Here is a 16,602-nt window from a genome sequence, read left to right as displayed (position 1 = left end):
GCGGCTTCCGATCGGATCGGTCAAGTCGTCTTGCCTCCGACTCTTCGGACGCTATACGTAATTTCCAGCTTCACGTCGACCTTCTTGTACATTTCCTCCCATTTCTCCTTCGTGCGTATTTCCTTGTCCCAATAAGCGGGCTCTTTGGCCCGTACGTGTTCTCCGAAGCCGAAAATATCGGAGCCCTTCTGCTGGGTTTTGCGGACGAGCTTGCCGTAGCCGCTCGGACCGTTTTCGGTCAACTGCTTCTCGATCCGGGCAATAATTTCCGGGGTAATCTGAATGTTCTCATTCGATTTTTCGAGAAGATTGCCTTCATTGTGGATTTTTACATTAATTTCCGGTTTGCCATTGCGGATAGCGACATCGATACGCGATTTCCGATGCGTAACCTGGTACATGACGGATGTATCGGTTCCCGGAATTTGCACCAGAACGGCATATCCTCCCGCCTGTATATTTTTGATCCCCATATAAGCTCCGATTTCCAGCGGCTCGGTTTTTCCGACCATTCGATCCGACTTGAAAAAGGCGAGACCCGCAACCTCGAAGCTGCCGCTTCGGACCATTCGGATATAAGGCAAGTAGGGATCGGTGCCCTTCGACGAAGAAGCGGTCCAATATACGCCCGCGAATGCGTTCGGCAGCTTGCCCATCTGGACGGCATGATCCATCGTGCTTAATATGTAGAGGATCGGGACGCGCTCCAATTGGGGGACCACCCTCATGAGTTCGCCCGCCTCACCCTCGGAGATCACCATCCAGCTCGTACGACGCACTTCCGGATTGCGCCGCAAATATTCGTTAATGTTCGCAAGCCCCTTCTCCGCCACATCTTTGGAAATGACGATAACCCGCAGATGTCCCCAGAACAGCCGGTGCGCCACTTCCTGCTGGGCGATATTGAAGGCGTCGTCGATCGTATGTCCGACGGCGCTTACGACCCAGACCGGCTTTTCTCCTGCTTTCCCCCCTCCCCCCGCATCGCTGGGGCCGAGCGGTATGCGCCCGGGAACGGCTATTTGCATCGTGATCCGCAGTGCCGGGGCATCGGTCTTGGGAACATTTTCCCCTACAAACGTAATATTTCTAGGCTTTTCGATTTCGCTGGCCGGCGCTTTATCGATAGCTACGCCCAAAATAATCGCCCGCTCCTCGATCTCCAGCCTGTCCCAGCAGCCCGTCAGGATCGTCGCCATGAAGGCAATCGCAAGCAAGGGCATGAAGGCGAGCTTACGCCGGGTTCGGCTTCCGATCGGAACCTCCTCCTTTAGCCGATCGTTGCTTTTCACCGGTGCCCCCTCCTTTCTTGCGCACTAGCGCGATAATCAACAGCAGCAGCGGGTACGCGATCGTCAGAACGAGTCCGATTCGGCCTACCGACGATATGATAAAGTACATATCAATGACGTTTTGCGGATACATGGCCAGTGTAAACACGAACGGCAGCAGCAGCATCGACAAAAATTTATGGTCTTTCAGTCCGAGCAGCTGGCTGATGGAATGGATCGTGAAATAATACGTCGAGTATAGAGTAGTAAATACAGCCGTTACCCATATCGCCAAAAATGCCGCATCCAGCCGCTCCAAAATGTTCGCGGGCAAAGAAGTCACTTTCGCCAGCTCCAGTGTCGGCCACAGCAGCAGCTTCGTCTCCTCCGGTCCGAATACGGAGACCGTCGCCGTCACGATCAAAACATAGAAGCCCCCGGCTATGATCATGCCCCATATCGCGGCTTTCACCGCTCTGGGCGGATTGCGCATGGCCGGAATAATCATCGTCATGACGAAAGCGCCGTTGAACAGCGACGTTATCGTGCCGAGCTCGCGCGTCACTTGGTGCATATCCTGACCCCATAAGGGCTGGAGATACAGCCCGTTGGCGTTTTTGAGCGACAGGGCGATAATGAGCAGGCCGGGGAACATGATAAAAGGGACGTAGAACTGGTGGATGTAGGCGAACGTCGTGACGCTGGATCGGGTAGACAAGGCGGCCATCAGCAGCATGACGATAACCGTAACGTCCAGCGGCGTTTTTTTCAATACGGACGTAACGACAACTTCCCCGAATTCTCGGGATGCGAGAGCCGTCAGTTCGCCGAAGAACACGATGATCAGGACGGCCCCGAGCCGTGCCGGCCATTTCCCGATCAGCTCCTGGCTGTATTGGATAATCGTCTGCTGCGGAAATCTCTGTCCGAGCTTCGTGATAACGTAAAGTCCGACAAACGCGACCAAAGCCGAAAGCGCCGTCAGAAGCGGCGCGCCGGTACCGGCTCCGCGGGCGGCGAACAGAGGCAGCGGCAGGACGCCGACCCCAATGATCGTACTAACCAGAATGGTCGCCGCCTGAATCGCCGTTATTTGACGAGGATTGTCCATCTTTGCCCTCTCCTCCTCCTCTCTTGTTGGCTGGCGTCAGCGGGTCCAGCGTATTTTGCTTCGAATGCTCCAATTCATTGAAGCTCTCCGTACCTACTCGTGTATGGTTGAGCGTATGGAGCATCGTCGGACGCCGCTTCATCCACCAGAGCGGAGCGCGGAACACCGTATCCTTCATCCCTTCGAAGTTGCCGGGCACGATCGGACTCAGGTAAGGTACGCCGAACGATTTCAGCGACAGCAGGTGGTTGTTGATTAGAATCAGTCCGATCATAACGCCGTACAAACCGAACATGCCGGATATGATGATGATCGGAAAGCGCAGCAGCCGGAGCGCAAGTGCGGCATTATAGGCCGGAGTCGCAAACGAACCGATCGTCGTCAACGCAATGACCACGACGGTGATCGGGCTGACGAAGCCGGCGGCGACCGCCGCCTGTCCGACGACAAGCACCCCGACAATCGAAAGGGCGCCGCCCACCTGCTGCGGCAGCCGGATGGTCGCTTCCCGCAGCACTTCCATGGAAATTTCCATGACAAGCACTTCCACGACGGTCGGAAAGGGCACGCCGGATCGCCCCCCCGCCACCGCAACGGCGAATTCGGTCGGAATGAGCTCGGGATTGAATGAAATAACCGCAACGTACAGCGCCGGAAAAGCAAGCGAGAACAAAAGCGCCAACAGCCGGGCGAGCCGGATGAAGCTGACAAGCAGAAACCGTTCCGCGTAATCTTCGCTCGTCTGGTAAAATTGGCTGAACACGGTAGGAGCAATCAAGGCCAGAGGGGAGCCGTCGACGATAATGATAACGCGCCCTTCCAGCAGGTTCGCCACCGCTTTGTCGGGACGCTCCGTAATTTGGATCTGAGGGAACGGCGAGAAATGATTGTCCTCGATGAATTGCTCCAAATAACCGGAATCGATTATGCCATCGATTTCGATCAAGGACAGTCTTCGCTGCACCTCCTCTACCAAAGCCGGATTGACGATGCCGTGTATATAACATACCGCTATGCAAGTCCGCGTATATTTGCCCAGCTTATTGATTTTGACTCTCAGGTCGGGCGTCTGCAGCCTGTACCGGATTAGCGAAATGTTGGTCATCAAGTTTTCGATGAAGCCTTCCCGCGGTCCTCGGATCACCTGCTCCGTCTCCGGTTGGGTGATCGAACGCTTCTCGACATTTCGGGTGCAGAAGACGAATGCTTCGTCCATTCCTTCCACATGAACGACAGTACTGCCGTTTAGCAGCTCCTCGACTATCATTTGCAGGCTTGTATCGGTTCTGCCGTCGCTCGAGAACAGAATGTCGTTCAACAGCATGTTTTTCAGAGCCTTGCCCAAATCGGGCGCGTCACCCATACGGTTCCCGATCGTCATGAACGATTTCAGCGCTTCCTGATGCCCTCCGTCCGTCATCGGAGGAAAATAGCATACGACGGCGGGAACTTCCCCCATCACGTGAAACCGGCGTATAATGAAATCGTCGCTGTAGTCGAAGCACTCCCTCAAGTACGAGATCGTATCCTCGATATTCCTCGTTATAAGCTCGTCCTCGGTTCGTTCCTTGACGGAATTCGGAACTTGCCCCTTGCCGCCGTTTCTCGTTTTGGGTCTTGTTCGTTTGCTCCAAGGAAACCTGATCATCGGAATGCCCCCAATCGTCCACCCTTGTACGATTTCTGATTATGGAAATCGGATGACTTTTTGCTTAGTATGGGGACTCTTCCCATCGGCTATGCATCCGGCTGGAGACGCAATAAAGCCGCGCGGAAGAAATTGGACTCCTCCGTGCGGCAATAAATGGTTTCAATGAGATCGATCTATTCGGCAGGAACATTGTCGCCGGCAGCTCCTTACCCCGCCAACTGCCGAATTAGAAGCTCTAATTCCGCGCGGTCGAAATGCTCGCCGATAAAAACGGCGACATCCGGCACCTCGCCTTGCGGATTGATTTTCATCAAATCGAGCTGCTTGTATGCATACTGGAACATGAATCGGGATGACGTATCGGTAAATGACAATATCCCTTTCGCCCGATAGACGTTATCCGGCAGCCGGCCCATCATCTCCTCGAACGCCTCGCTATTTACGGGATGATCGAAGTAACGCGTATACGCCATTACATGCTCGTGCGAATGATGGGCGTGCTCGTGAGCTGCATGCTCGTGTGCTGCATGCTCATGTTCCGCATGGGAATGTGAGTGTCCGCATCGGCAGGCGCCTTCGGGCTCTTCCGTTATTTCCGTACGACCGGACGCCGCTTCGCTATTGATACGTTCCAGTAATCCGATGTCGATCTGTGACCCGACGGTTCGATATATAGGGGCAAACCGGTTCCATTCGCGGATTAACCGTTCCAGCTCGTCCGCTTCCGGATCGGTCACCAGATCGGTTTTGTTCAGAATCAAGACGGTTGCGCAGCGGATTTGCTCTTTCATGAGGCGGAACGTCTGACCGGTTCCTTTATCGCGCTGCGCTTGCAGATGCTTCGCATCGACGACGGTCACCACTTGCTTAAGCTCCACCCGCTTCAGCATGGAAGCGTCCCCTATCGCATCGATGATGTCCATCGGATTGGCCGCTCCGGTCGACTCGATCAGCAGCAGATCGGGCTCGTGCTCCTCGACCAGCTTCAGCATTTCCATTCCCAAATCGCCCCGGACCGTACAGCATATGCACCCGCCCAGCATCTCGGCCATTCGGACGTCCCGCCCGATTTCGATGCCGTCCAAATTCACGTCACCCAGCTCATTCATGACGACCGCGGGTTTGCGTCCCGCCGCTTCGGCCGCTTCCAGCCAACGTTTGAGCAAAGTCGTCTTGCCGCTGCCGAGAAAGCCGGATAGCAAATATACCGGAACTGTCCGCTCCCGTTTGTCCATGTTGTTCTCACCGTTCTTCCTTCGATTGTCGGTTATTGCTATTACTTTAATGCAATTGCAGTTGCGAAGTCAATAAAACGTAATTATTTTGATTAATCCGAATCAAGCTTGCGCGCCCGCCAACAACTGGCTCGTATTTTGTCATCCGCTTTCGCGAAAGCCTACGTAAGGAGTAAAGGAGGATGATCCGCTATGGATGAAGAACAAATCCGCAAGCTGGAGCCGAAATATACCGGCAATATGCGCCACCTTACCGAAGGGGAAGCCTACGCGATCGTGAACGATCCGAACTACGAAGGCGATGACGACGATAGTTTGCTGGAGAGTATTCCGGGCATTTTACTGGCCGGGAAGCGTCCGAACCGTCCTCAGTGATCAATGGCACTATGACACGAAAAAAGAGCCTTTCCGAAATGGAAGGCTCCTGGCTCACGCTATTTTCCGGGAAGATCGGTATGCTTGCCCAGAAGCTGGGTCAGTTCTTTCATAAACATGTCGATATCCTTGAATTGACGATATACGGATGCGAAGCGGACGTATGCGACCTCGTCCACGGGGTACAGCTGCTCCATTACGAGCTCGCCGATATCCCGGCTGGCGACTTCCGCATGGGCTTGGCTGCGCATATCTTTTTCCACCTCGGAGACGATCGCTTCGAGCTGTTCGACCGATACCGGCCGTTTCTCGCAAGCCCGGATCAAGCCGCGCAGCATTTTGTCGCGGCTGAATTCCTCGCGGCTGCCATCCTTCTTGATGACGATGAGCGGCGTTTCCTCCACCATCTCGAAGGTGGTGAACCGTCGCTGGCATTTTTCGCATTCACGGCGGCGCCGTATCGATTTGTTGTCGTTGGCCGGCCGGGAATCGAGCACTTTCGTTCCGGAATAATCGCAAAAAGGGCATTTCATGACGACGGTTCCCTCCTAAGAGCTTTTGCGGAGCAAAAGCTGACTTCGTTAGCATGCACCGAGCTTTTGCGGAGCAAAAGCCGGCTTCGTAAAAGATTACCATTCAATACCTGTTATGAACTTCCGAAATACGCACATAATACAATTACAATCGACAAGGAGGTGAAACGAAATGGCACAAGGACAATCCCGCAGCAGCAACACGCTTGTCGTACCTCAAGCTAACGCTGCTCTTGACCAACTGAAATATGAAGTAGCTCAAGAGCTGGGCATTGCGATCCCGCAAGACGGTTACATGGGTAACATGGCTACCCGCGACGCCGGTGCAATCGGGGGTAACATTACCCGTAAGCTGGTACAAATCGCCGAGCAACAACTCGCCGGCCAATCCCGTTAATTTTACCTTTGATACATGAGCAAGTGCCGAGACGAGTTCCCTAACCGGAGCTTGTCCGGCACTTCTTTATTTATGCGTATGTGCTCGCTTTCTTTACGCGGAGAACCGCCCGGCGTAAAGCTTGGCGTATTTGTCATAGTAATAAAGAACCCGCTGCACGTAATGCCGCGTTTCACCAAACGGAATTTGAGCGATATTTTTAAGCGTCCCGTCCCAGGTTCCGTTCTCCAGCCATTTTCTGGCATTACCGGGTCCCGCATTGTAAGCGGCCAGCACGGCGATTTGATTGTCGTCAAATTGATTATACAACGAATTTATATACCAGGCACCTACTTCGATATTGACATCCCCCCGATGCAGCGAACGCGACGTTTCTTCCGCATAACCGGCACGCTCCACGATCCATTCGGCCGTGTCCGGCATAAGCTGCATCAATCCGACCGCCCCCTTCCGGGAAACCTTGTCGGCATTGAAATTCGTTTCCACACGGATAATGGCCGCAATCAGAAAAGGATCCACTTTATAATTCTTCGCGCTGACGGCAATATCCTGCTCATACCGGATCGGATAAATCCATTTGCCCAACCAATCGGAGTTGTAGAACAACAGGATAACAAAAAAAACGAACAACAGCGCAAATACCCGCTTTTTACGAAAAAACTTCATTCCGATTCCTTTCGTTTACAATATTCATCCACTTGACGCTCGGTCTCGGCAATCGTTCCGCTATTGTCGATGATCGCGTCGGCCAGCCGACGCTTGTCGTCGATCGGCATTTGCGCGGACAGCCGGCTCTCCGCCTGCTGCCGGGTGATTCCGTCCCGGGCTTGCAGCCGGACAAGCTGCAGCTCTCTCGGTATGTATACGAGCAGCGTCTCCTCAAACATGCTCGCAAGCTTCGATTCGAACAGAAGAGGCACGTCGACGACGACAAGCTTGTCCGGCTTTTGCCGCTCGGCCGCCTCCATCCGCTCGCGCATAAGCGTCCGAATGCGGGGGTGCAGCAGTCCCTCCAAATCTTTGCGGGCCGCTGCGTCCCCGAATACGATTTCTCCCAATGCTTTACGGTTCAGGCTGCCATCCTCCAGCAGCACCTCTTGTCCGAAAAGCTCGGCCACCAGCGCCAGCGCGGGGCTGCCGGGAAGCACGACTTCCCTGGCGATTTGATCGGCATCGATCAATAGGGCTCCGCGCCTCACCAGCATGGAGGCGACCGTACTTTTCCCGCAGGCGATCCCTCCGGTCAATCCGATATTCATACGCCTCAACGCCCCTACATCAATTTCATAATGCCCATGGCAATCAAAATGCAGCCCGGCAGCACGGCGAGCCTTTGCAGCCACCTCGTATCGGCATAAGTCAGCCCGACCCGCAATCCCGTTGCAATGAACAAACCGCTGGACAAGGCTATGACCGCTGCCGTAACGAGCGGAGCAAAGCCGATGAACGCCGCGCCGATTCCCGCGCCGAAGGCGTCCAGCGACAGCGCTACTCCCAGCAGAACCGCTTCCGAAGACGAAATGTAGCCCGAACGGTCTACGTCCGCGAGAGACGGCGTACGCAATATTTCGATGACGAGCCCCAGCCTTTTCAGCTCGATCCTGAGCACGGTACGGATCCCGCCCGTCGGAGCGGCCAACCCGGTTCGGGTGTCCGATGCGGCGGCGCTTTGCCCCGCCGCGGCGCCGCCCGGCCCCGTATCGGCATCGTCCGACGAACCGTTATCCGGGCGCTGTCTCCACATTTGAACGATGGCCCATACGCCGATTCCGATCAATATGACCGCACCCGTCGATTTGGCGACAGCCGGAGACAGAAACTTCGCGGCAAAGGCGCCGATCTGCATGGACGTAAAAATGACCAAACCCGAACAAACGGAAATAATAGCGATCGAAACGAGCGGAATGCGAATTTTCCTAAGCCCATACATAACCCCGACGCCGAAGCCGTCAAGACTGACTGCCAACGCCAAAATGGCCAACGAAAGAAAAGGCAGCATAAACACCCTCCTGTTCCTAAGCATGCGTCTATAGGCGACCGTACCATACGATCATCCTATGAAGCTTCGAACGAATGAGTGTCAATCCTGCGATTTCTATTGCCGTTTTACACCGAACGTTTGCTCCCTCTTTTCAACGACTGGCATTTCGGACAATAGTGGGTGCCGCGTCCTCCTACTACGGTTTTGACGATCGGCTCCGCGCAGCGGCTGCACGGCTCTCCTTTGCGGCCGTATGCCGACAGCTGCTGCTGGAACATGCCCATCTCGCCTTGGCCGTTGACGTAGGACTTGATCGACGAGCCCCCTGCCTCCACCGCTTCCCGCAGCGTAGATACGATCGACTCGTGCAATGCCGCAAGCTCCCGATTCGTCAGCGTTTCCGCAGCGCGCTCCGGATGAATGCCGGCCTTGTAAAGCGCCTCATCGACATAAATATTGCCGAGCCCGGCTATATATTCCTGGTTGAGCAGGAGAGGCTTGATTTTCGTCGGTTTTTCCGCGATAGCCGCCTTAAATTTCTCCAGGCTGAAATCGGGGTCAAGCGGCTCCAAGCCGAGCTTGTTCAAAGGAGGCTGAGTCAAATCGGCGCCCGGGTCGAACAGGTGCATCGTGCCGAATTGACGAACGTCCTTATAACGCAGCTCGGTTCCGTCCGTAAAGCGGAATACGACATGGGTATGCTTCTCCATCGCTTCCCCGGCGGCATACACTCCGTATCGGCCTTCCATCCGCAAATGGGAGACGAGGACGAGTCCGTCCAGCAGCAGCCGCAAAAATTTCCCCCGCCGCTCCACGGAGCCGATTGTCCGTCCTTCCAGCATCGTGCAAAATGCCGCGATGTCGTCCGGACGCTGGATAATACGGGGCAAGAACACGGTTACGCTCTCGATCGTTTTCCCGGCCACGAGCCCCTCGAGCGTCCTCCGGACCGTTTCCACCTCCGGCAATTCCGGCATGGTCGCAATCTCCTCCTGTCTTTATTTCGCTTCGTACCAGTTCTCCCCGTAGCTGACGTCTACCTTGAGCGGCACGTCGAGCGCGAGCGCGCTCTCCATCACTTCCGGAACGAGCCTCTTCATCAAGTCCAGCTCGTCCTCCGGGACCTCGAATACGAGTTCGTCATGCACCTGCAGCAGCATCCGGCTTCTCACCTTCTCGCGCTTCATCCGCCCGGCGATCTGCACCATCGCCAGCTTGATAATGTCCGCGGCGGAGCCCTGGATCGGCGAATTCATCGCCGTCCGTTCGGCGAACGACCGAAGGTTGAAGTTGGACGCGTTAATTTCCGGCAAGTAGCGGCGTCTCTGCAGCAGAGTCGTAACGTACCCGTTCGTGCGCGCCTGCTTTACGATATCGTCCATATAGTTCCTTACGCCTTTGAAGACGGAGAAATATTGCTCGATAAATTGGCCCGCTTCCTTGCGAGTAATGTTCAGGTTTTGCGACAATCCGTAGTCGCTTATGCCGTACACGATGCCGAAGTTGACCGCTTTCGCCTGGCGCCGCATATTCGAATCGACTTCCGTCTCGGACACGCCGAACACGTCCATGGCCGTCTTCGTATGAACGTCCATATCGTTCAGGAACGCTTCCTTCAGATTCTCATCCCCGGATATGTGCGCAAGCACGCGCAGCTCGATTTGCGAATAGTCGGCTGCCAGCACGCTCCAGCCCGGCTCGTCCGGCACGAACACCTTGCGTATTTTGCGGCCTTCCTCCAGCCGGATCGGAATGTTCTGCAAGTTCGGGAACTGGCTGCTGAGCCTTCCGGTAGCGGCGATCGTCTGTTGATAGTAAGTGTGCACCTTGCCCGTTTCCCCGCGAATTTCTTTGAGCAGCCCTTCCACATAGGTGGACTGCAGCTTCGCCAGCTGGCGGTAATTCAAGATGCTCGATACGACCTCGTGATACGGAGCCAGCTTCTCCAGCACCTCGGCGTCCGTCGAATAACCGGTCTTCGTCTTCTTGATGACGGGCAAGCCGAGCTTGTCGAACAAAATATCGCCGAGCTGCTTCGGGGAGTTCAGATTGAACTCCATTCCCGCTCCCTTGTATATGCCTTCGGCAAGCTTCTCGATCGATTTCCCGAGATCGCCTCCGAGCTGCCTCAGTCCGTCCGCGTTCACCCGGATGCCTTGCTTCTCCATGGAGGCAAGCACGCGGGCAAGCGGAAATTCCAGCTCGTAATAGAGCGGGTTCATTTCGTTTTTCTCCAGTTCGCCCTTAAGTACCGGCTTCAGCTTCGCCAGCAGGTCGGCTTTGCGGCTCAAATGCTCGCTAAGCGGTCCGATCTCGGGCACCTTGAACTTCGCGCCTTTGCCGAACACGTTCTCGTCCGCCGAAATCGGAGAAAGATTGTACCGTCCGGCCAGCTCGTTCAGCGTATGCGTCGACTCCGTAGGATCGAGCAAGTAAGCCGCGATCAGCACGTCGAACGTAACGCCCCGAAGCGGAATGCCTTTCCAGTGAAGCGCCACTTCCGTCCGGTGCATGTCGTATACGGTTTTGGAAGCATGCTCGTCCGCGAGCCAGTCGCGCAGAGCCCCGGCTTCTGGCGTATCCAGCAATTCGGCAGGGACGAACAGACTTTTGCCCTTCGAGGTAAGGAGCGCCAGACCGATGACATCGGACACGTGCGGATTTTCCCCGACGATTTCGATATGGACCGCTTCCACGTCGGGAAACTCATTTGCCAGTATGCCCAACGTTTGTGTCGAGACGATCTCGATTTCGACAGTCGCCTGCAATGCTTCGTCCGCCCCGTCACCCGAGGACAAATCCATCTTCTCGAGCAACGATTTGAACTCCAGCTTACGGAACATCGCGCCCAGCGTCGGGCCGTCAAAGCCGGCAAAATGAAGCTCGTCCAGCTTCATCTCCATCGGCACCTCGCGGAATATCGTCGCGAGCTCCTTGGACATCCGCGCATCGGCGGCATGCTCCTTGATTTTCTCCTGCATTTTGCCGGTTATCTCGTCCGCCTTGGACAGCACTTCCTCGACGGTGCCGTATTGGTGCAACAGCTTCAGCGCCGTCTTCTCGCCTACGCCCGGAATGCCCGGTATATTGTCGGAGGCGTCGCCCATCAAGCCTTTCAAATCGATAATTTGCTTGGGGACGAGCCCGTATTTTTCGGAAATGGCTTCCGGAGTGTAACGGTCCACCTCGCTGACCCCTTTGCGGGTCAATGCGATGGTAACGCGCTCGGAAGCGAGCTGAAGCATATCTTTATCGCCGCTCACGACGATGACGTTCAAGCCTTTCTCGTCCGCGAGCCGCGTCAGCGTGCCGATAATGTCGTCCGCCTCATAACCGGGCAGCTCGAACTGGGGAATGCCGAACGACTGCACCAGCTCCCGGATAAGCGGGAACTGCTCGGACAGCTCGGGCGGCGTTTTCGCGCGTCCGCCTTTATACTCCTTGTAGTCGGCGTGCCGGAACGTCACTTTTCCCGCGTCGAATGCCACGAGAAAATGTGTCGGCTTCTCTTCTTCGATCAATTTGAGCAGCATCGTCGTGAAGCCGAATACGGCGTTCGTGTGCAATCCGCTGGAGTTGCTGAGCAGCGGCAGCGCATAAAACGCCCGGCTCGCGATACTGTTGCCGTCGATCAATATCAACTTTTCCAATGCCACACCCCATTCCTGTAATCCTCCCTCCATCATAGCATAACGGGTTCCACATATGAACAACCCCGCCCCGCATACTTATAGGTGAACGGAAAGGAGGCGGGGCTGGTGAAACGTCCGTTTACGCCGCGGAACACGAAAGCCGTCTTTTTCGATATGAACAACACATTGATCGATCCTGCGGCATCGTTCGACTCGTGTTTCTTGAATGTGCTGGTCGATTTCGCAGGACGTTGGGATGACGGCGAAGGACAATTGGAGCCCAGGCGCGTACTGGAAACATACAAGACCGAATGGAGCAAGACAGCAAGCCGACTCCGCGCCAAGCCGGCGGCGATCGAGGCCGTGAAGAAGCAATGTCTGGAAGCGGCTTTGCGACACTACCCGTTTCTGGTGAACGACGCGTTCGTCGCTTCGTTTTTCCGGGAGATGCGCAACCAGGTGCGCGAGCACGCCGTTCCCCTCCCGCACGCCCACGAGACGATTGCGAAGCTGTCCGCGTTTTACAAAATCGGGATCATTACGAACGGCAGCAAAGAGCATCAGGAGAAGGTGATCGGCAAGCTGAACTTGTCGTCGTATGTGACGGTGGATCGGATATTCGCTTCGAGCAAAGGGGGCGTGCGCAAGCCGCATCCGGCTATTTTCCAAAACGCGGCGAGAGCGATGGGCGTCCGTTCGTCCGAAGCGGTCATGGTAGGAGACTCCTGGAAAAACGATGTGACCGGAGCGTTGAAAAGCGGGATGAATGCGGTATGGCTGAACCGTTCGAGCGACAAAAAAAGCTCCCCGCGCAAGGTCGGGAAGCTGGAGGTGCCCGTCGTGAGCGGGCTCAAGCAATTGGGCGAGCTTTTCGGAACTTAAGCGCCCGCCCTTTATCGGATCGGGATTGTGCGGAAAAGCTACCTTTTGCGCGTCTCGGTCACGCGGAATTGACCGACGAGCTGCTGCAAAAGCGAGGTGATCGCCTCAACGTTATGGGCGGTATGCCGCACTCCCGTAATGTCGGTCGTCAGTTCCTGCACCTTCCCCTCCACCTCGGCGGATATCGTTCGATTCTCGATACTGATGGCGGCGATCCGTTCCATCAGCAAGACGACCTCGTCCACGACCTGCGTCTTGAGCGTATCCCCGGCTTTCGCCCCGCCGAGAGTGTCGGTCGCTACGGCGACCAGCTCCGTCCCTTCGGCAACGACCCTCGTCCCTTCGATCATGGAGTCGTGCGCCTCCCGGGCATGCTCGTATATGTTCTCGACAATAACGTGAACCTCCTTGGTCGACTGCCTCGTCATGTCGGCCAATTTGCGTATTTCGGAGGCGACGACGGCGAAGCCCCGGCCGTGCTCGCCGACCCGGGCCGCCTCGATCGAGGCGTTGAGCGCCAGCAGGTTCGTCTGTGCGGAAATTTGCTCGATTACGTGCAGAACGCCGCGAATTTCGTTCGCAGTCTCCATAAATACGCGGGTCGTCTCGTTCGTGCGAGCCACCGTCTCGGAAATATTCGCCATCTTCTCTCCGATGCGCCATACCTCGCACTGCGCGACGGCGATTTGCTCCGACGCCTTCTTCTCCAGCACGAGCAGCGTGCTCCGCATTTCATCCGCTACGTCTTTCGCCACATCGATATCTTCGAGCTGCCTGCGCAAACTGACGATCATATCGTTGATTTTGCCGCCCACCCGTTCGGTCGAGCCCCCGGCGGTCGCAGCGGATTGCTTCAGCAGCTGTTGGCTCTCGGTTACGTCGCCGGTCGCAAGCTTGACCTTGAGCATGATTCCTTCCAGCGAGTCGATCATATTGTTCACCCATTTGGCCAGTTCTCCCGTCTCGTCGTTGTCGAAATCGCCGGAATCGAGCCGCTTCGTCAAATCCCCCTTTCCTTCCGCATTCAATCGGATGAACCGGCTTATTTTGCGCAAGGGCGTTGCGATCCGTTTATCGCTTCGCCTGTGCAGCAGCCAAGACGAGCAACCGATCGCGACCGCTTGAAGGCCCAGGAAGGCGGCTGCCGTCAGCGCCGGCGACGCTATACCGGCCATCGCATACACCGCAAGCGCCGAAGCGGCAGCGAAGCCGCCGAATACGAGAGCCTGCGATCCGCTTTGGCGCAGCGCGATCCCGCGAATCCGGTACACCTCCTCGAGATCCCCCTCGCACATCATCCCCCATGTATCCGGGCAATGGGGCAATTGAAACGTCACGCCTTTGCCGATGACCGGAATGTGCCGATAATCCGAATAACCGGGAAATTCCACGAACAGGTTGCTTCCGTTCCGGATCGTGTTGGCCACGCCCGGATGAAGCATCCCGGTAGCCGGATCGGTAAACATAAGCTCCAGCTCCGTGTGCTCCTTCACCGACACGATACCCCAATCGGTCGTAACCCCGTCCTTCAGATTCTCCCCTTGAGTAAACGTGCGATCCTCGAATCGGCTGCGGGACAAGGCGGTGCCCGGTGCGATGTGCGCAAGGAGCCGCGGCTCCGCCATAAACAAATAGTTATCTCCGGAGTCCGTGTAGACGTGGCCCGATTCGCGCTGGATCAAGTCGCCGAGCACATCGCCCGGCACCCGGCCGCATAACGCGCCGCTCCATCGCCCTCCGTCGACGACCGGAATAATGAACATCAGCGTCATTTTGTCGTGAAAGGTGGAGGAACGCGGACCGATCTCGACGGTCAAAGAGTCCGCATACGGACCGAACAAGCATTTGCGCGCCGCCCCGCCGCCCCCCTCGGCGTATGCCAACCCGACGGCGATCGGCATCCCGGCGGAATAACGCTTACCCTCATGAGGCGCATAGGTCGAATAAGCGACCTTGCCTTCCCGGTCGAGCACGAACAGCTCGGTAAAATCGTGCGCTCGCCCATAGGTGACCGAGAACAACGAATCCCAGACTTCCCGGCAGCCTTCATTCCGATCGGCTGCCGCCATCTCCCCTACGGAACGCATTTGCTCCAGCAGCCGGTCCAAATGGCGCCAATAGTCCGTCGTCCAATCGTTCAACAGCTGCATGCGCGTTTCGGCAATGCCTTCGAAGATATCCGCGACGTCCGCCTTCCATCGTCTGTTCAGTTTGTACGACCACCATAGCGGCATCCCCTTCTTCCAGCCTATCCAATCAAACATGTCTCTCTCCCCCTATGTATCTATATATAACGTTATAATGTTAGTTATTATACCATAAGTAACAGTACTTTTGTCATAAATTTCTGATAATACTGAAAATTTAATTTATTACGTTACAATAACTGACATAACCATTACAGCCCGGTTCGTTTCTGCAGTTTCGATGTGCCGTTGATTGACAATTTTCATTTATTTCCAATATAATAAGCCGTAAGAGACGAAGAACGTCCCGATGACCCGTAGCGACGGATCATTGGGACGTTTTTTTTCGTTCCCGGCTTCATCCTCAAACAGTCGGTCGCAATAGGTACCCCATGCAGTACAGAGAAAGCCATACAAAATTTCAGCAAAGCGGAGTTGAACCCATGAATTTCGAAGAAGCGCATGAAGCCTGGATTCGCCATCATGTCGGGAAACGGACCGGGGAACGCAAAGCCCGGCTGGAGAGAGGACACGGTCACGGAGAAGCGCTGTTTTTGCGCAATGTCTGGTGGCCGCTGCGGGGAAGCTTGGAGCACGTCCATCCGGAATACGAGGTGCTGGATTGGCGGGGCCGATCGTATTTCGCCGACTTGGCGTGGCTTCCCGGTCCGATCAAGCTATTATTCGAAATCAAAGGCTTTGCCGCGCACGTGCGGGATATGGACCGGGTAAAATTCTGCAACGAATTGAACCGCGAAACGTTTCTTCATGCGATGGGTTACCGGGTTATTTCGTTCGCTTACGATGACGTCGAGCAGCGCCCCGACGTATGCGTCGCGTTGCTCCGGATGGTGCTAAGCCGATACCAGCCTCATCCGTCGCCGGTGTCGCGCTCCCTGCTCGCCGAGAAAGAAATCGTCAGGTTCGCCATCCGGAACGTCCGGCCGATCCGGCCGAAGGATGTAGAGCGACATTTCGAAATCGACCACAGAACCGCCGTCCATATGCTGCAACAGCTGTGCGCCAAAGGGTGGCTTCAGCCGGCGTTGTCGGGCGACGGATCTGATAGCCGCTCCGACGGCGGGGCGGGGCCGGTTCGTGACAGAGGTAAAAGAATCGTCAAGTATGAACTGGTCCGTGACGTTATGGACTTGGTCGAATGACCGCGAGGAGGGCAGCAAGCTCTTTGGATGGCCGTGGTAAACAAGTCGGCGATCCCGGGCGGAGTACCTGGGAAGCAGGCGGATGCAGTAGTTGGGTTGGGTCAGGTGGGTTGGGTTCAGGTCGGTTGGGTCGGTGGGTTTGATCCGGTCGGGTGGGGCCGGTCGGGTGGGGCCGGTCGGGTGGG

15 protein-coding genes are annotated in these 16,602 nt (G+C 55.9%); 4 read left to right on the top strand and 11 right to left on the bottom strand.

Annotated features, from left to right (window positions below):
* Nucleotides 1-20: 20 nt before the first annotated feature.
* The 4 genes from FE784_RS33685 to FE784_RS33670 form a co-directional block, all read right to left on the bottom strand.
* Entirely contained in the window at nt 21-1,292 is a 1,272-nt protein-coding gene (locus FE784_RS33685; RefSeq protein WP_246132305.1) for a Ger(x)C family spore germination protein, read from the bottom strand.
* Nucleotides 1,234-2,382: a GerAB/ArcD/ProY family transporter gene (locus tag FE784_RS33680; protein ID WP_139606645.1), complete on the bottom strand. Its 1,149-nt coding sequence runs from the start codon at nt 2,380-2,382 to the stop codon at nt 1,234-1,236. Before FE784_RS33680 ends, FE784_RS33685 begins: the two co-directional genes overlap by 59 nt.
* The gene (locus FE784_RS33675; protein WP_139606644.1) at nt 2,330-4,030 is read right to left on the bottom strand and encodes a spore germination protein; all 1,701 of its coding nucleotides are present in this window, start codon (nt 4,028-4,030) and stop codon (nt 2,330-2,332) included. The genes FE784_RS33680 and FE784_RS33675 overlap by 53 nt, the downstream gene beginning before the upstream one ends.
* A gap of 209 nt (nt 4,031-4,239) precedes the next feature.
* Nucleotides 4,240-5,268 (bottom strand): CobW family GTP-binding protein, encoded by a 1,029-nt coding sequence (locus FE784_RS33670; protein WP_139606643.1) that lies wholly within the window; start codon nt 5,266-5,268, stop codon nt 4,240-4,242.
* A gap of 192 nt (nt 5,269-5,460) precedes the next feature.
* On the opposite strand from FE784_RS33670, the gene FE784_RS33665 reads away from it, so the two are divergent.
* A complete protein-coding gene (locus FE784_RS33665; RefSeq protein WP_139606642.1) occupies nt 5,461-5,643 on the top strand; it encodes a hypothetical protein in 183 nt (60 codons plus the stop codon).
* Nucleotides 5,644-5,702: 59 nt separating this feature from the next.
* On the opposite strand, the gene nrdR is transcribed toward FE784_RS33665, so the two are convergent.
* Nucleotides 5,703-6,176: a transcriptional regulator NrdR gene (gene nrdR / locus FE784_RS33660; protein ID WP_139606641.1), complete on the bottom strand. Its 474-nt coding sequence runs from the start codon at nt 6,174-6,176 to the stop codon at nt 5,703-5,705.
* 172 nt (nt 6,177-6,348) lie between these two features.
* Between nrdR and FE784_RS33655 the strand changes: the two genes are divergently transcribed.
* Complete coding sequence (locus FE784_RS33655) at nt 6,349-6,573, top strand: alpha/beta-type small acid-soluble spore protein (protein WP_139606640.1); 225 nt, start codon at nt 6,349-6,351, stop codon at nt 6,571-6,573.
* A gap of 93 nt (nt 6,574-6,666) precedes the next feature.
* Here the strand turns inward: FE784_RS33655 and FE784_RS33650 are convergent, their stop codons facing one another.
* From FE784_RS33650 to polA, 5 genes are all read right to left on the bottom strand, one after another.
* On the bottom strand, nt 6,667-7,239 hold the full coding sequence (locus FE784_RS33650; RefSeq protein WP_139606639.1) for a lytic transglycosylase domain-containing protein: 573 nt from the start codon (nt 7,237-7,239) through the stop codon (nt 6,667-6,669).
* On the bottom strand, nt 7,236-7,832 hold the full coding sequence (gene coaE / locus FE784_RS33645; RefSeq protein WP_139606638.1) for a dephospho-CoA kinase: 597 nt from the start codon (nt 7,830-7,832) through the stop codon (nt 7,236-7,238). Before coaE ends, FE784_RS33650 begins: the two co-directional genes overlap by 4 nt.
* A 14-nt stretch (nt 7,833-7,846) precedes the next feature.
* Nucleotides 7,847-8,572: an MntP/YtaF family protein gene (locus tag FE784_RS33640; RefSeq protein ID WP_139606637.1), complete on the bottom strand. Its 726-nt coding sequence runs from the start codon at nt 8,570-8,572 to the stop codon at nt 7,847-7,849.
* Nucleotides 8,573-8,679: 107 nt separating this feature from the next.
* Complete coding sequence (gene mutM, locus FE784_RS33635; protein ID WP_139606636.1) at nt 8,680-9,531, bottom strand: DNA-formamidopyrimidine glycosylase; 852 nt, start codon at nt 9,529-9,531, stop codon at nt 8,680-8,682.
* A 21-nt stretch (nt 9,532-9,552) separates the two neighbouring features.
* Entirely contained in the window at nt 9,553-12,204 is a 2,652-nt protein-coding gene (gene polA / locus FE784_RS33630) for a DNA polymerase I (RefSeq protein WP_139606635.1), read from the bottom strand.
* A 108-nt stretch (nt 12,205-12,312) separates the two neighbouring features.
* Between polA and FE784_RS33625 the strand changes: the two genes are divergently transcribed.
* Nucleotides 12,313-13,068 (top strand): HAD family hydrolase, encoded by a 756-nt coding sequence (locus FE784_RS33625; RefSeq protein ID WP_139606634.1) that lies wholly within the window; start codon nt 12,313-12,315, stop codon nt 13,066-13,068.
* Between the two features lie 38 nt (nt 13,069-13,106).
* Here the strand turns inward: FE784_RS33625 and FE784_RS33620 are convergent, their stop codons facing one another.
* A complete protein-coding gene (locus FE784_RS33620) occupies nt 13,107-15,332 on the bottom strand; it encodes a methyl-accepting chemotaxis protein (RefSeq protein WP_139606633.1) in 2,226 nt (741 codons plus the stop codon).
* A 365-nt stretch (nt 15,333-15,697) separates the two neighbouring features.
* Between FE784_RS33620 and FE784_RS33615 the strand changes: the two genes are divergently transcribed.
* A complete protein-coding gene (locus FE784_RS33615) occupies nt 15,698-16,417 on the top strand; it encodes a hypothetical protein (RefSeq protein ID WP_139606632.1) in 720 nt (239 codons plus the stop codon).
* The last annotated feature ends 185 nt before the right edge of the window (nt 16,418-16,602 follow it).

It is taken from the genome of Paenibacillus hemerocallicola, from assembly GCF_006265175.1.
Lineage (GTDB): Bacteria > Bacillota > Bacilli > Paenibacillales > NBRC-103111 > Paenibacillus_AB > Paenibacillus_AB hemerocallicola.
This window is presented reverse-complemented; position numbering and strand designations above follow the sequence as displayed.

Coding starts and splice junctions, on each gene's coding strand:
- FE784_RS33680 (WP_139606645.1), bottom strand. CDS start 2,382: ATGGACAATCCTCGTCAAATAACGGCGATTCAGGCGGCGACCATTCTG.
- FE784_RS33675 (WP_139606644.1), bottom strand. CDS start 4,030: ATGATCAGGTTTCCTTGGAGCAAACGAACAAGACCCAAAACGAGAAAC.
- FE784_RS33670 (WP_139606643.1), bottom strand. CDS start 5,268: ATGGACAAACGGGAGCGGACAGTTCCGGTATATTTGCTATCCGGCTTT.
- FE784_RS33665 (WP_139606642.1), top strand. CDS start 5,461: ATGGATGAAGAACAAATCCGCAAGCTGGAGCCGAAATATACCGGCAAT.
- nrdR (WP_139606641.1), bottom strand. CDS start 6,176: ATGAAATGCCCTTTTTGCGATTATTCCGGAACGAAAGTGCTCGATTCC.
- FE784_RS33655 (WP_139606640.1), top strand. CDS start 6,349: ATGGCACAAGGACAATCCCGCAGCAGCAACACGCTTGTCGTACCTCAA.
- FE784_RS33650 (WP_139606639.1), bottom strand. CDS start 7,239: ATGAAGTTTTTTCGTAAAAAGCGGGTATTTGCGCTGTTGTTCGTTTTT.
- coaE (WP_139606638.1), bottom strand. CDS start 7,832: ATGAATATCGGATTGACCGGAGGGATCGCCTGCGGGAAAAGTACGGTC.
- FE784_RS33640 (WP_139606637.1), bottom strand. CDS start 8,572: ATGCTGCCTTTTCTTTCGTTGGCCATTTTGGCGTTGGCAGTCAGTCTT.
- mutM (WP_139606636.1), bottom strand. CDS start 9,531: ATGCCGGAATTGCCGGAGGTGGAAACGGTCCGGAGGACGCTCGAGGGG.
- FE784_RS33620 (WP_139606633.1), bottom strand. CDS start 15,332: ATGTTTGATTGGATAGGCTGGAAGAAGGGGATGCCGCTATGGTGGTCG.
- FE784_RS33615 (WP_139606632.1), top strand. CDS start 15,698: ATGAATTTCGAAGAAGCGCATGAAGCCTGGATTCGCCATCATGTCGGG.